Below are 14,672 nucleotides of genomic sequence, written 5' to 3'. Positions count from 1 at the left end.
AAATCGCATTTTTTCATAGTAGGAGGAAATCGTTTGAAGAAGTTGCATCAATATGAGGGAATGTGTATCGGTTTATTACTTGCTGTATTTGGCATTGTTGCTTGGCGAGTACATGCTGGTGGCGTTACAGTGATGGATACATATATCCGAGGATTAGTAAAAGGATTACAAACAGAAGGTTCGCTTACATTTTTCTCACACTATACAAAATTAGGGTCTGCCATTGGGATTGTAACTACGCTCGTTATAAGTTTACTTGTTTTTTGGAGAAAACGTTATTATGCTGCGATGATCGTGTATCCAATGGGCATTTTAACAACACATCTTGTGAATAAAGGGATAAAAGAAATTGTGAAAAGGGAGCGTCCGTCGTTAAATGAAGCATTTGATGCGCTTGGGTATAGTTTCCCTAGTGGGCATGCAATGTTATCTATTATGACATTCGGGTTTCTTGCTTATATTATTGCGGCAAATTTGAAGAATGTGACTGGGAAATATGTTATAACGATTTTGTTGGGAATAGTAATCGTATCGATTGGATTAAGTAGAGTCATTTTAAATGTACATTATCCAACTGATATTTTAGCAGGTTACTGCGTAGGTGGCATTCTATTAATTATCGCGATTTATTGCCATCGTTTACTTACTGAGAGGCTTGGTCTTAATAAAGAGAGATAGAAAAACGTCTAGAAAAACTATTATTATAGTTCTTCTAGACGTTTTTTGTTTGCATGAAGATGTGATACAGTATAAATGACAATTGAATTATGTAAAGTAGGTGAAAATGTTTGAAAACAAATGTACATAAAGTGGATAAGTGGGGGAAGTTAGGAGCTTTTTTGTATCAGTTTCGTTATACAGTAATTGTAGCACTACTACTGGTTGCGATAGCACTCGGTATTTTCGCTCCAAAGCTACCGGGAGTATTAGGTGGCGATGGCTTTCAAACGGAAGGGGACTATCAAAAAACGAAAGAAATTTTAGATAAAGATTTTAAGAGGTCTCAAGATACGCTGCTACTGGTTTTTGAAAAAAATAAGGGTGTTTCACATGAGGAATTTCAAAAGCAAGTAGAGGGAATTGTAAAAAGTGTACAAGAGAAAGAGACATATGAATCTTTCCATCACCCGATACAAAATAAAGAAATGTTACAAGATGATATCGGCTATGCGACAATTTTATTTTCCGGGAAAACAAATAAGGAACGAATGGAAACGACATTACAATTTGCTGATAAAATCGAAAAGGAAAGTAATGCAGCATTAAAAGTAACGCCTACAGGGTTTCCGAAAATTAATCAAGAGATTAATGAAAGAACGCAAAATGATTTAAAAGTAGCAGAGATGATTGGGTTACCGGTTGCATTCCTCGTATTACTATTTTCATTTGGTAGCCTTTTAGCATCAATTTTACCAATTGTAAATGGGGCACTTAGTGTTATTAGTACGATGGGCATATTATACTTTATAGGTAGCGATAAGGAACTATCTATCTTTGTGTTAAATGTTGCACCGATGATCGGACTTGCGCTATCTATTGATTTTGCACTATTATTTGTAAATCGCTTTCGAGAGGAAGTTGCAAAGCGAACGGTAAAAGAAGCGATTGCAATTACATATCAGACAGCAGGGCGCGCGATCGTATTTTCAGGATTATGTGTATTTGTTGGATTATCTGGCTTGTTTTTCTTTAAGATTGATTATATTCAGTCTGTCGCAATTAGCGGAATGATTGTTGTGATTATGAGTATTTTATTCTCACTCACACTTCTTCCGGCGTTATTATCACTAATTGGTAAACGAATATTAAAAAAGAATCAAGTAGCACATACGCCGGCAAAGGCATGGCGTAAATTTGCGCAATTTGTAATGAAACATCCAATAGCGATGATTATTGTTGTTACAACATTTATTGTTATTTGCTTATTACCATTACGTACAGCTAATTTGCAGTTCCCTGACGTGGAAGCTCTACCTAAACAAAGTGATACAAGAATTGCATATGAGAAGTACGAAGAGGCATTTAATGAAACTGCAAAAACACATGCTGATGTTACATTAGTGGTAGAGACGAAAAAAGATATGAAAGAAAAAGAAAGTTTACAAAAGGTAGAAGAAGTCGTTCAAAAGTTAAAAGATGATAAGAAAGTATATGAAGTAAGAAGTTTATACGACGGGTTAACTGGTATGAAAGCAGATCAAGTTGCTGGATTATTAGAGTCGCCAGAAGCAGCAAAACTAGCCCCTGTATTTGAAGCATATACGAAAGAGAATAAGACTACGATAGAAATCTTTTTGAAAACGAAACCGCGTACTGAAACTGCTAAACAGTGGGTTCGTGATTTTAAACAAAACTATAAAGAAACGAATGTTACGTATTATCTAGGCGGAATGACGACGTTCCAACAAGAGTTAGAAGATGAAATTAAAGATAAAGTTGCGATTGGTATGTCTGTTATATTTGGATCGACCTTCGTTATATTATTATTTGCATTTCGATCTATACTCATTCCGATTAAGGCGATTATTATGAATATACTTAGCTTAAGCGCAACAATTGGAATTGTTGTTTGGTTATTTGAAGGTGGTCATTTTGGTTTAGAAGCGAGTCCAGTTTTATTTGTCTTACCAATCTTCATTTTTGGCCTCGTCTTTGGGCTTAGCATGGATTATGAAGTCTTTCTTATTTCGCGTATTCATGAACTGTATGAAGAAACAGGAGATAATGATCAAGCAACGTTAGAAGGACTTGTGTCAACAAGTAGAATTATTACGTCCGCCGCTTTAATTATGATTGTTGTTACCGGTGCGTTCGCCTTTACTGATATTTTACCAGTACGGCAAATGGGGCTTGGTGTTGCATTAGCGATATTCCTTGATGCAACAATTATTCGTCTTATGCTCGTACCAAGTTTAATGAAATTGTTTGGAGACTGGAACTGGTGGTTACCATTTCGAAAGAAAAGAGAAAAATCATCATAAAAAATACTCATCTATAAGATGAGTATTTTTTATGAATAGCAAGACCTACATTTTGCAAATAGTATGTGATAAGAACATTACATATAAGTAGGTGAAGGCAATGTTTCGTTATTTTAAGTTTAAGTTAAATGATACAGTACAGTTTGCAGAAAACGATGGGCATATGTATCGCATTGTCGGTTATCGGTTAGAAAAAGGATTTTATCCAAAAGATGAATGGACTCATATCATTTATGAATTGCTTAGAGATTTTGATGGGTATACGATGGATGCGGAAGAAGAGGAACTTGTAAAGGTCATTCAAGTAGAGGATGAGTATTACAAAATACAAGAAGTATCGGGCTATCGTTATCCAGTAAAAATGAAACAAAAACAACAAGTGATGAAAGTAGAAAAGATGGATGACTTATTAGATACGTATAATGACTATAAAAGATTGGCGGATTTCTTTAAAGATTTATCGTATGAACAAAAAGCGGAAGAAGTATTGCAGGAAATGAAAAGGCGTAGAGCATGAGGGGGCAGTCTACTATAAGGCTGTCCACTATTTTTGACGGTGCATCAAATTGTGTTTTCCGTTACAATGAGAGAATCAATAGAAATAAGGTGATACAGTATGGAAACGAAGAAACAGGGCGAATGGTGCGAAATTACTGTTCCAGCGAAATGGAATGGTATAAGTATTGATTCGTTATTAAAAATAGAATGGGAAATACCGAAAAAGTTGTTACATCAGCTTCGTATGGAAAAAGGTGTTACCGTTAACGGGGAACAGAGAAGATGGAATGAGCTTTTAAAAGAAGGCGATAAGTTACAAGTTCATATGTTTATGGGGGAAGAATACGGTGTAGAGCCTGAATATGGTGAATTAGATGTAGTATATGAAGATGATCACGTACTCATTGTAAATAAGCCTGAGAACATGGATACGCATCCTGCTGAAAAAGGTGGAACGGGAACACTTGCAAATCTTGTTGCCTTTCATTATCAAATGCAAGGTTTAGAGACGAAGGTTCGTCATATTCATCGGTTAGATAAAGATACGACAGGTGGTGTCTTATTTGCTAAGCATAGAATTGCTGGTGCAATTATGGATCGTTTATTAATGGAACGAAAAATTAAAAGAACATATGCGGCGCTTGTGGAAGGGAAAGTAAAAAAGAAGCAAGGAACAATTGACGCAGCTATTGGAAGAGATCGCCATCATGCGACGAGACGACGTGTTTCTCCAAAGGGAGACCAAGCTATAACATATTATAAAGTAGAGAAGTATTTTAAAAACCAAAATGCTACGCTCGTCACGTTACAATTAGAAACAGGTAGAACACATCAAATTCGTGTTCATATGAGCCATAACGGTAATCCGTTAGTTGGAGATGTATTATATGGTGGACAAACGAAATATATGTCGGGGCAAGCGTTACATGCGATGAAGATAAACTTCTTACATCCAATTACGAAAGAAGAAATTGAAGTTGATGTATCATTTCCTACAAAATTAAACAATACCATGAAAGAATTTCAAAGGGTGAATGCGTAAAGTGTAAGTTTAAATTTGAGAAAAGTAGATTTTTGCAGGATTTTCTCTAAAAGAAGCGAAGCCGTTAAGAGAAAAGAGAGGTGAGAATCACTTGATCAAATATAAATATATACTAGGAATATTTTTCGCTTGTCTTTTAGTTACTCTATGTCTCTATCCATATTTACCGAATCAGATGGCAGTACATTGGAATGAAAATGGTCGGCCGAACGAGTTTGTGAGTAAACAAATTGTTATAGCACTTATTCCTTGCCTTATTATTTTCTTACATGGATTGATGTATATTATTTCACATAATATATATAAGTTTAATGAAGACGAGCATGTCATTATAAGTGGATTTCTAAAGACGATTACTTTATTTATGTTGTTTATCCATATGCTCATTCTCTTTATTAATTTTGGAAGCATGATATCCTTTCAAACAGGACTAACAATTGGAATTAGTATGTTTCTTTTTATGCTGAGTAAGGCGTTTAAAAAAGTTCAGAGTACAGAAAAAGACCCAATCAAATTAAAAAAGATTCGTTTAGTGAGTAGGCGGATTTTTCAAGTGATGGCATGTAGTATATTGTTTTCATTGTTTTTGAACTTGAAATGGGGATTTTATGTGTTACTTAGCGTAATAAGTGGTGGTTCTATTTTGTTTATGTTCTATGCTTTATACTCATACATAATAGAAAGTTATGAAACGTAAAAAAGAGTCTTCTCATTATGGGAAGACTCTTTTAATCTATTTACTTCGTAATAAATTGTTGTGTCCAGTAGTTGCCGCTTTCTACATAGCCAACACCGATGTGAGTGAAGCCATTATTTAAGATGTTTGCACGGTGTCCAGCACTGTTCATCCAAGCTTGTACTACTTCTTCAGGTGTACGTTGGCCTTGAGCGATGTTTTCACCTGCAGATGTATATGAAATACCAAACTTCTTCATCATGTCAAACGGAGACCCGTATGTAGGGCTATTATGATCAAAGTAGTTATTTTTTTGCATATCTTCAGATTTAATGCGTGCTACTTTGCTTAATTCAGTGTCGATTTTTAAAGCTGGTAAACCTTGTTTTGCACGCTCAGCGTTTGTTAATTCAACAACACGTTGTTCGAACTCGCTTAAAGATTTTGCTTCTTCAGCAGGCTTTTGCTCAGCAGGTTTTTGAGTATTGTTGTTTTCAGCAGGCTTTTGAGCTTCTGGTTTTTGAACTTCTTCAGCAGGTTTTTGTTCAGCAGGTTTTTGAGTTTCCTCAGCAGGCTTTTGAGTTTCTGGCTTAGCTGTTGGTTGCTCAGTTACAACATTTTCAGTAGGTTGTTGACCAGGAATAATGCAATTTGGTTGGAAGTTTCCTTGCTGCCATTGTGCTAATGACTCAACGCCCATAGATTGTAAGAATGCTTGTAATTCTTGTTGGCTCATTTGTTTCATCATTACTTTTGAATGCTGAATATTTTGAACCTTAATATTAGATGGTTGTACTGTTGCAGCTTGTGCATCTAAAGAAGATACTCCTAAAGTAAGAGCTGTTGCAGCAGCTACAGATAATAAAACACGCTTTTTCATGATGTGTGTCCCCCTATATAAAGTTTTAATTTGTTTTCACACGATTTGTTTTTGACAGCCTGTCTGACTGACAAATTCATCGTAGCATAGATTTTGCGAGAAAAAAGATGGAAAAAAATTCATAGACTTAAAATTTACCTAATTTATCCTAAGAGTGAAAAAGGGGAAAAATAAGAGAAACATAGAGTATAAAAGGAATTTTCAGCACTTTAATACCTAGTTTTAAGAGGGGGTTTTTGGATAAAGTTTCCTAAATGGAAAATGAAGAATCCCATTGCATCAATGGTTTGAGCGTTTTTTTGAGGAATATACTGGATTGATTTTTACAAAACTGTAATGTTTCTGTTGTTCTTTTTTATAATAAAGTAACATATTTTTAATGTTGTAGCAGACAAAAAAGCGGCTATCTCTTTACATAGACGAAGGAGATAGCCGTTTTCCTATTATTACGTATGTTACAAGTTATTACGAGTTAGTTTCAATTGCTTCTAATAATAAATCTACAATGTGAATTCCTCTCATTTTATGAGAAAGACCCTCTCGTTCAATACCTAATTTCATTTGTAATAAACAACCTGGATTTGCAGTAACGATGGTTGCTGCCTCTGTCTCATGCACACGGTCCATTTTGTAATCTAGAAATTCCATTGATAACTCTGAATGAACAATATTGTAAATACCAGCAGAACCACAGCAGCGGTCCGCATCTTTCATTTCACGGTATGTTGCGCCTTGGATTGATTCTAATAACATACGAGGTTCAGAAGATGTTCGCATAACATTGCGTAAGTGACAAGAGTCTTGATACGTAATAATTTGCGGCGTGAGTCGTAAGTCGTTTCGTTTATGGAAATCTAGTTCTACTAGAATAGCAGTAATATCTTTAATTTTAGAAACAAACTGCTTTGCACGTTCAGCCCACTGTGGATCATCTTTAAAAAGATAATCGTAGTCTACGAGGTAAGCTCCACAACCACCAGCATTCGTAATAATATAGTCGATGTTTAAATCTTCGAATGCTTTTATATTGCGTTTCGCTAATTCTTTTGCTCCACTTTTCTCACCAGCATGCCCATGTAATGCCCCGCAGCAACTTTGTGTTTTCGGAATAACGATATCACAACCAGCTAACTGAAGAAGTTTCATCGTTGCGTTATTTGTTTCTAAAAACATCGTATCCATTAAACAACCTGTGAAGAATGCAACTTGTTTCTTCTTTGTACTTTTAGCAGGTAAAAATTCAGGACGATCTTTCATTGCTTTCATTTTAGGGACTTTTGGTAAAACAAGATCTATCGTTGCAAGTGTTTCAGGGAATAACTTCATAACCCCTGTTTTATGTGTTAGCGTTTGTAAACCAGAACGCTGATAAAATCCAATTAATCCTGTTAATGTTCGCATTCGATTTTGATGCGGGAATAGTCCTTCAAACACGACTTTACGAACAGCTCTCACTGGCATTGAGAACTTTTTATTTTGATTAATAATATCACGGGCTTCTTCTAATAAATGGCCATAATTCACACCAGATGGACAAACAGGTTCACAAGCACGACAGCCAAGGCAAACGTTTAATGTGTTTTCAACATCTTCATCTGGCTCAATTAAACCGTCAACGACCGCTTTCATTAATGCGATACGTCCTCGTGGTGAATGTGATTCTTTATATCCAGATTGAATGTAAGTAGGGCAAGTTGGTAAACAGAAACCGCATCGCATACAATTTAGTAGTTCGTCTTCACTTAATCGTTCTTTAAATTCTTTTTGAATGTTTTCTTTATTTAATGTTGTCATCGTTCAACCACCACTCTTTTGCGAGTGTCCTTCGCGAACATCTTTCCTGGATTCATAATGTTATTTGGATCGAAGGCTTGTTTAATTCCCTGCATAGCAGCAATACCTTCCTTACCTAATTTCATTTCTAAATACGGAGCTTTCATCGCGCCAACACCATGTTCACCAGTGATCGTGCCACCAAGTTCGATTGCTTTCGCAAATATTTCAGCAAAAGCTTGTTCAGCTCGGTGCATTTCTTCATCGTTGCGAGCATCTGTCATACAAGTTGGGTGTAGGTTGCCATCGCCAGCATGCCCAAACGTACAAATAGGAATATTATATTTTTTGGCAATGGCATTAATAGCTTCAACCATCGGAGCAATCTGTGAGCGTGGTACTGTTGCATCTTCTAATATAGTAGTAGGCTTTAATCTTGCAAGTGCTGATAGTGCACTACGACGAGCCGTCCGAAGTGCATCTGCTTCCGCTTCATCTTTTGCAACGCGAACATCGACCGCGTTCATAGAGCGGCAAACGTTAGCCATTTTTTCAATATCTCGATTGACAACTTCAGGTGGACCATCTTGTTCAATTAATAAAATTGCTTTTACATCAGTTGGTAAACCGATTTGTGCAAATTCTTCTACTACTTCAATTGTCGGCTGATCTAAAAACTCAAGTGTCGCTGGAATGATTTTATTTGCAATAATAGAAGAAACAGCACGTGCAGCTTCGTTAATATCTTCATATAGTGCAAGCATCGTTTTCTTCGTTTCAGGCATAGGAACAAGTTTTAATATGGCTTCAGTTACGACGCCAAGCGTTCCTTCAGAACCGATAAATAAACGAGTTAAATCGTAACCAGCTACATCTTTTGCTAATTTACCACCAGTACGAATAATATCGCCGTTTGGTAAGACAAGTTCAAGACCCATCACATAATCACGTGTTACGCCATATTTTAATCCGCGTAATCCACCTGAGTTTTCATTAATGTTACCGCCGATTGTAGAAATTTTCATCGAGCTTGGATCTGGTGGATAAAATAAACCTTTTTCTTCTACCGCTTTAATAATATCAAGCGTAATAACACCAGCTTGTACAGTAATTGTTAAATTCTCTTCATCAATTTCTAAAATGTTATTCATATGACGGAAAATAAGGACGATACCGCCTTCAAGTGGACATGTTCCTGCGCAAAGATTTGTTCCAGAACCACGAACATATACAGGAATGTTGTGAGTGTTACATACTTTTAACACGTCAGCTACTTCATTTGTATTACGAGGAGCAATGACTGCGTCAGGCATTGCTTGGAAGTTTGGAGTGGCATCATAACTATACGTTAAACGCCCCATATTGGATGTATCTACATTATCTTCGCCAACAATGGATACGAATGAATGAATAATTTGCTTTTCTAACATTGGAAATCCCCCTCAAACTGTTAACGTAATTAGTCATAATAAAAAACGTTGTCACAGTGCTTTCATTATAATGATAAAAAAGTCGAGGGATTCTTTCTATGTATAATCATCTAAAGATTAATCTGTTTTATCGTTATTTTTTGTTTGATTATCTAATAAAAGGAGCGAAAAGTATAAAATGTTTAAGTCTTTGAATTCTTTCGGGTCAAGTCCTGTAAGCTCATCAATCTTTTTAAGCCTGTAATGCAATGTGTTAATGTGTATATGTAATTGTTCAGCTGTTTGTTTATAGGATTGGTTATAATCGATAAATAAGCGTAAAGTGTGCATAAGCTCAGAAGATGATAGTAAGTTTTCGATGGTGCGTCTTAGAAACTGTTCCCGCGTTTCAGCAGAAATATCTTGTAAGCACATTTCTAAACGTAAATCTTCATTAAATACAATCTTTTTCGTTTCAAGTGATACGGAAAGAGCTTGTAATGCTTGTTCGTATGATAAGTTCATATTGCTTGGCGTAACGGATTGTCCAATCCCGATATATAAAGGAATAGAAAACAAAGTTTCACAGTCTTGTTTTAATCGTTTTAAAAATTGATACGTTTGCTCTTTGGAGTTTGTGGCTGTAAATAAAATGAATCGATCATTTCCCCAGCGAACAAATAGATGCTCCTTTGTTAATAGATTGCGTACGTGTTGCCAAATCTTACGCTGAAGCATCGTGTCATTTTGATCGATAGAGAACAAAATAAGTTGTTTCTTCTTATATAAATCAATACCAAGTGTTTTTGCGCGATCGAGAAAGCTTGGAGACCAGTCTGTATTTTGAAGCCAATCAAAGACAAATGCTTCATAAGAACGGTGTTCAAGTTCTAGTTGTTCTAAAAAGTAGTTCTCATGAATGAGTAGTTCGGTCATCTTACGTAATATTTCGCCGTATTGTGAAATGTTTTCAGGTTCGCCTGTAATTCCAATGACACCAATTACTTCGTCATGGAATAGTAAAGGGAGGTTCATACCCGCCTTTACGCCATGCAAACGTTGTTCATCTTCTTTTGTAATAATGACAGTTTTCTTTTGTTTCGCACAGCGGAGTGCACCTTCATGAAATTGACCGATTCTTTCTATATCTGTACTTGCGATAATAACGCCTTGTATATTAATGATAATGATATTTTCTTTAATTAGTCTGCGTACTTCTCGTACAATTTTATTCGCTAAATCAGGAAAAAGCATAATTTGCACACCTCAAATTCTATTTGTTGTACATTATATATGTAAATGAAGTAAGAAAGGGAAATTTCACACTTTCCACACATTTATTTGTTATTTTACAATTATAACGAAATCATCCGAAGATGGAGGGAATCTTTTGAGAAAGTACGTTTTTCTTCTCTGTTTTTTATTTCTATTAGTAGGGTGTCAAGGAAGTTCATATACACCGATTGCTAAAGATAAAAGTGTTATTATAACAACGAATATAAAAGAAGGTAGTATTAGTTTTGTTGATAAACAAACTAAAAGGTTAATTACGACATGGGAACTTAATGAACCGATGGCAGGAATTGCACTACTTCCAAACGGCGAGGATATACTTGTATATGGTAAGCAGTTAGAGTACATGTATGTATATTCACTAGCAGAAGGAAGACAAGTGAAAAAATATAAAACTGGAAAAGGTATTGTAAATGTAATCGTATCTGAAGATAAAAAACAATTATTTGCTGCCGATCAGACTGCTCAAAAGGTAAGGTTCTTTACGATAAAAGGGAAAGAGACAGGGAGTGTGTCAACCGGAAAAGGACCAATAACGATGGTAGAGTACCATAACCAATTATCTGTATTAAACTTTTATGATACGAAACTAACGACAATTGATACAAAGAAAAAAGAAGTGATACAATCCTTTATGATTCCCCCAGCGTCAACGGGAGCAACAATTAGTCCGGATGGGAAAGAAATATGGATTGGCGGACATGGTGATGGAAATCAAGTCAATGAGAAAGTATTAGTGTATTCTTTACAAAGCGGAGAAATGGTGCGTTCTTTACATGCTCCGTTTATGCCTGTGAATATAACCAAGGATAATAAGTATGTATATGCATTAAGTCACGGTTCGAATACGCTTAGAAAGTTTGATGTTAGCACGTATAAAGAGGTGGCTTCTGCAGAAGTAGGATCGAACCCATTTGCATTTTTGAAGAGCGGAGCAGAAGGGTACGTAGCAAGCTATGATAGTGATGAAGTGTGCGTCATGGATATGAAGAATTTGAAAATAAAACAAACAATTAAAGTAGGAAAAGGGCCGTTTCAACTCATAGAGAGGGAAGGGAAGGACAATGAATAAATATAGGGTATTAGTTGTAGATGATGAAAGTGATATGAGGCAGCTTGTTGGAATGTACTTAGATAATTTCGGATACGAGTGGGGAGAAGCTGAAAATGGAAAAGAGGCTCTAAAAAAATTAGAGACGGATCATTATGATTTCGTTGTACTAGATATTATGATGCCAGAGATGGATGGACTTTCAGTTTGTAAAGAAATTAGAAAAACGTCAGATGTACCAATTATATTTTTAACAGCAAAAGGTGAAGAGTGGAATAGGGTGAACGGCTTACGTATGGGAGCAGATGATTATATTGTAAAGCCATTTAGTCCTGGTGAACTAATCGCTCGTATGGAAGCTGTATTAAGACGTTATACAAAGCAAGAGCAACAAGAAGAGATTCAGTTTGGACCGATTCTTATTAATGAAAAAAGTAGGAAGATTGAGGCTGATGGTGAACCGATTTCTCTTACAGTAAAAGAGTTTGATTTACTCTATTTTCTTTGCCAACATACGGGACAAGTATTTAGCCGGGAACAATTGCTGGAAAAGGTATGGGGATATGATTATGCCGGAAGTACAAGGACAGTAGATACGCACGTGAAAACGATGCGTTTGAAGCTTGGGGAAAGTGGAAACTACATTCAAACTGTTTGGGGTGTAGGCTATAAATTTGAGGTGTAACCTATGTTTACGATGGTACAGAAGCTTTGGCTGACAGTAGTATGTGCAGTATTTGTAACAGTTTCCTTTCTTTATTTTGTATCTTTATATTCGTATGAAAAATTATACGTTGATAATTTAAAAGATTCATTAGTAATGGAAGGGAAGCGTCTTGCGGCGCAATATGATAAGCGCGAAGGAATATCAACTTTCGAAGAGAAAGTAAGAGCATTTGATCAAATATCTAGTTCAGACGTTCTTTTCGTATCTAATCCGCGTGATTTAAGCGCATGTTTACCTTTTGATGTGCATCATCATTCTCTTATAAGTGAAGGGGACAGGCAATCTTTATTAGATGGAAAAACTGTAACAAAGATAGGATATGAGGAACATTTTGATCGTAATATTATGGGTGTTGTCATCCCTGTTTTAGAAAATAAGAAATTAGTGGGCATTGTATATTCTTATATTCCTTTAAAAAGTATAAAAGACTTAATATATGATATGGGCCTTATTTTAGCACCGTTAGCACTTGCTATTACTTTACTGACAATATGGATTGGTAGAAAAATTATTATTGCTATTACGAGACCACTTTCGCAAATGGAACGAGTTGCCAATCATTTGGCTACGGGAGATTTCTCAGAACGAATTACAGTTTCTTCCGAAGATGAAATTGGACGATTAGGAAAAGCATTTAATAAAATGGCCAATTCTTTAGAGACAGAAGACGTAAAGCGTAAAGAGTTTTTAGCTAACGTTTCGCATGAACTAAGAACACCGCTTAGTTATATAAAAGGATATAGCGAGGCTATTTTAGATGGTGTAGCGAAGGGACCGCAGCAGGAAAAAGTAACACAGCTCATTCATAAAGAAGCAGATCGCATGCAGCGTCTCGTTCATGATTTATTAGATTTAGCACAATTAGAAGGTGAACATTTTCCGTTAAAGAAACAACCTATCGTTTTTTCACAACTGATTGAAGATGTGTTAGATACGTATGAGATTAAGTTTATAGAAAAGAAAATTCGTATTTCAACAAATTTAAATCCAGAAATCATTGTGATGATTGATGAGGATCGTATGCAACAAGTACTTCATAACGTGTTAGATAATGCGATACGGTATACAAATCAAGACGGGGATATTATGATAACGCTCAGGCAGATAGATGATTACTGTGAACTGAACATAAAAGATACAGGAATCGGTATTGACACAGAGCATTTAGAAAACCTTGGCGAACGTTTTTACCGAGTTGATAAAGCAAGAAGTCGTCAACATGGTGGAACAGGTTTAGGCCTGGCAATTGTAAGACAAATTGTTCATATACATGATGGACAGTGGCGAATTGAAAGTGAAAAAGGGAATGGAACGACGGTTAGTATTAAATTAAAAATACAGGATGAGGAGAGCATGTTCTAATTTTTAGAGCATGCTCTTTATATTGAAGACAATAGTTATACGTAAAGATATAAATTAATATGTAATAAATATCGAAATTTTGACGATTTTATGAACAAAACATTTGTACTTCTTACCAATTCGTTCTAAAATAGTTATGATGCAAAGTTCTTATAAATCGTTTCAATTGTTGTTTGGAAGATACTGAGGTGATTTAACTGGAGTACAAATCTATTAAACCGAAAAAGATTTACGAAGAAGTATCTGAAGCTATTTTAACAATGATTAAAAATGGTACGTTAAAACCTGGTGACAAACTACTTCCTGTACATCAATTAGCTGAGCAGTTTCAAGTTGGCAGATCTGCTGTTCGTGAAGCGCTAAGTGCGCTAAGAGCGATGGGCTTAATTGAGATGAAACAAGGAGAAGGTACATATGTGAAGAATTTCGATTCTTCTTCATTAACAAAATCATTAAACAATAGATTATTAATGAAGAAAGAAGATATTTTGAATTTATTAGAAGTACGAAAGGTGCTTGAAGTGGGGGCAGTTCGAGCAGCTGCGGCAAAACGTACGGAATCTAATTTGCAAAATATGAAGCATTGGTTAGATGAAATGGCAAAGAGCATTGGAGATGAAAAAGCTGGTGAAAAAGCAGATTTTCAGTTCCATATGGGAATTGCAGAGTCTTCGCATAATAACATTTTGCTTGAACTCATGAATCATGTTTCAGAGATGATTGCTGAAACAATTGGTGAATCAAGACGCATTATTTTATATGGTGAACAAACAACATCAGAACGACTTATAGAAGAGCATCAAGTCATATATGATGCAGTGTTAAAGCAAGATGTAGAATTAGCGCAGCAAGCAATGTTAGATCATTTAACAAATGTAGAACATATTGTCACAGGTAGAAACGATATAAATTCGTAATTTAATCTTTTAAAAATCTAATTTTCTGATAAAATAGAGAGATTAAGTAAGCGTTTTCTTTAG

Annotated in this window: 13 protein-coding genes; 9 read left to right on the top strand and 4 right to left on the bottom strand. The window is 35.6% G+C overall.

Going from position 1 to position 14,672, the window contains the following annotated elements; genetic code table 11:
- The first annotated feature begins 60 nt into the window (after positions 1-60).
- From V7S50_RS05595 to V7S50_RS05575, 5 genes are all read left to right on the top strand, one after another.
- Positions 61-678 carry a phosphatase PAP2 family protein gene (locus tag V7S50_RS05595; protein ID WP_080468707.1) on the top strand — a complete coding sequence of 206 codons (618 nt, stop codon included), beginning with the start codon at positions 61-63 and terminating at the stop codon, positions 676-678.
- A gap of 110 nt (positions 679-788) precedes the next feature.
- Positions 789-2,981, top strand: a complete 2,193-nt coding sequence (locus V7S50_RS05590) for an MMPL family transporter (RefSeq protein ID WP_242251031.1) — start codon at positions 789-791, stop codon at positions 2,979-2,981.
- A 100-nt stretch (positions 2,982-3,081) separates the two neighbouring features.
- A complete protein-coding gene (locus V7S50_RS05585; protein WP_060630031.1) occupies positions 3,082-3,498 on the top strand; it encodes a hypothetical protein in 417 nt (138 codons plus the stop codon).
- A 99-nt stretch (positions 3,499-3,597) separates the two neighbouring features.
- Positions 3,598-4,521 carry an RluA family pseudouridine synthase gene (locus V7S50_RS05580; RefSeq protein WP_242251033.1) on the top strand — a complete coding sequence of 308 codons (924 nt, stop codon included), beginning with the start codon at positions 3,598-3,600 and terminating at the stop codon, positions 4,519-4,521.
- A gap of 91 nt (positions 4,522-4,612) precedes the next feature.
- On the top strand, positions 4,613-5,218 hold the full coding sequence (locus V7S50_RS05575; protein WP_060630033.1) for a DUF1648 domain-containing protein: 606 nt from the start codon (positions 4,613-4,615) through the stop codon (positions 5,216-5,218).
- A 40-nt stretch (positions 5,219-5,258) separates the two neighbouring features.
- Here the strand turns inward: V7S50_RS05575 and V7S50_RS05570 are convergent, their stop codons facing one another.
- From V7S50_RS05570 to V7S50_RS05555, 4 genes are all read right to left on the bottom strand, one after another.
- On the bottom strand, positions 5,259-6,077 hold the full coding sequence (locus tag V7S50_RS05570; RefSeq protein WP_242251036.1) for a CAP domain-containing protein: 819 nt from the start codon (positions 6,075-6,077) through the stop codon (positions 5,259-5,261).
- A 465-nt stretch (positions 6,078-6,542) separates the two neighbouring features.
- Positions 6,543-7,871 (bottom strand): (Fe-S)-binding protein, encoded by a 1,329-nt coding sequence (locus V7S50_RS05565; protein ID WP_242251038.1) that lies wholly within the window; start codon positions 7,869-7,871, stop codon positions 6,543-6,545.
- On the bottom strand, positions 7,868-9,280 hold the full coding sequence (gene glcD, locus V7S50_RS05560) for a glycolate oxidase subunit GlcD (protein ID WP_242251040.1): 1,413 nt from the start codon (positions 9,278-9,280) through the stop codon (positions 7,868-7,870). Before glcD ends, V7S50_RS05565 begins: the two co-directional genes overlap by 4 nt.
- Positions 9,281-9,397: 117 nt before the next feature.
- The gene (locus tag V7S50_RS05555; RefSeq protein ID WP_242251041.1) at positions 9,398-10,513 is read right to left on the bottom strand and encodes a CdaR family transcriptional regulator; all 1,116 of its coding nucleotides are present in this window, start codon (positions 10,511-10,513) and stop codon (positions 9,398-9,400) included.
- A 136-nt stretch (positions 10,514-10,649) separates the two neighbouring features.
- On the opposite strand from V7S50_RS05555, the gene V7S50_RS05550 reads away from it, so the two are divergent.
- From V7S50_RS05550 to V7S50_RS05535, 4 genes are all read left to right on the top strand, one after another.
- On the top strand, positions 10,650-11,624 hold the full coding sequence (locus V7S50_RS05550; RefSeq protein ID WP_242251042.1) for a YncE family protein: 975 nt from the start codon (positions 10,650-10,652) through the stop codon (positions 11,622-11,624).
- The gene (locus V7S50_RS05545) at positions 11,617-12,288 is read left to right on the top strand and encodes a response regulator transcription factor (protein ID WP_140968928.1); all 672 of its coding nucleotides are present in this window, start codon (positions 11,617-11,619) and stop codon (positions 12,286-12,288) included. The genes V7S50_RS05550 and V7S50_RS05545 overlap by 8 nt, the downstream gene beginning before the upstream one ends.
- A 3-nt stretch (positions 12,289-12,291) precedes the next feature.
- A complete protein-coding gene (locus tag V7S50_RS05540; RefSeq protein WP_242251043.1) occupies positions 12,292-13,692 on the top strand; it encodes a sensor histidine kinase in 1,401 nt (466 codons plus the stop codon).
- Between the two features lie 227 nt (positions 13,693-13,919).
- The gene (locus V7S50_RS05535) at positions 13,920-14,609 is read left to right on the top strand and encodes a FadR/GntR family transcriptional regulator (protein ID WP_257148953.1); all 690 of its coding nucleotides are present in this window, start codon (positions 13,920-13,922) and stop codon (positions 14,607-14,609) included.
- Positions 14,610-14,672: the final 63 nt, after the last annotated feature.

It is taken from the genome of Bacillus sp. CCNWLW194, assembly GCF_037120585.1.
Classification (GTDB): domain Bacteria; phylum Bacillota; class Bacilli; order Bacillales; family Bacillaceae_G; genus Bacillus_A; species Bacillus_A basilensis.
The sequence above is the reverse complement of the archived record's forward strand: the minus strand, read 5'-3'. Positions and strand labels throughout refer to the sequence as shown.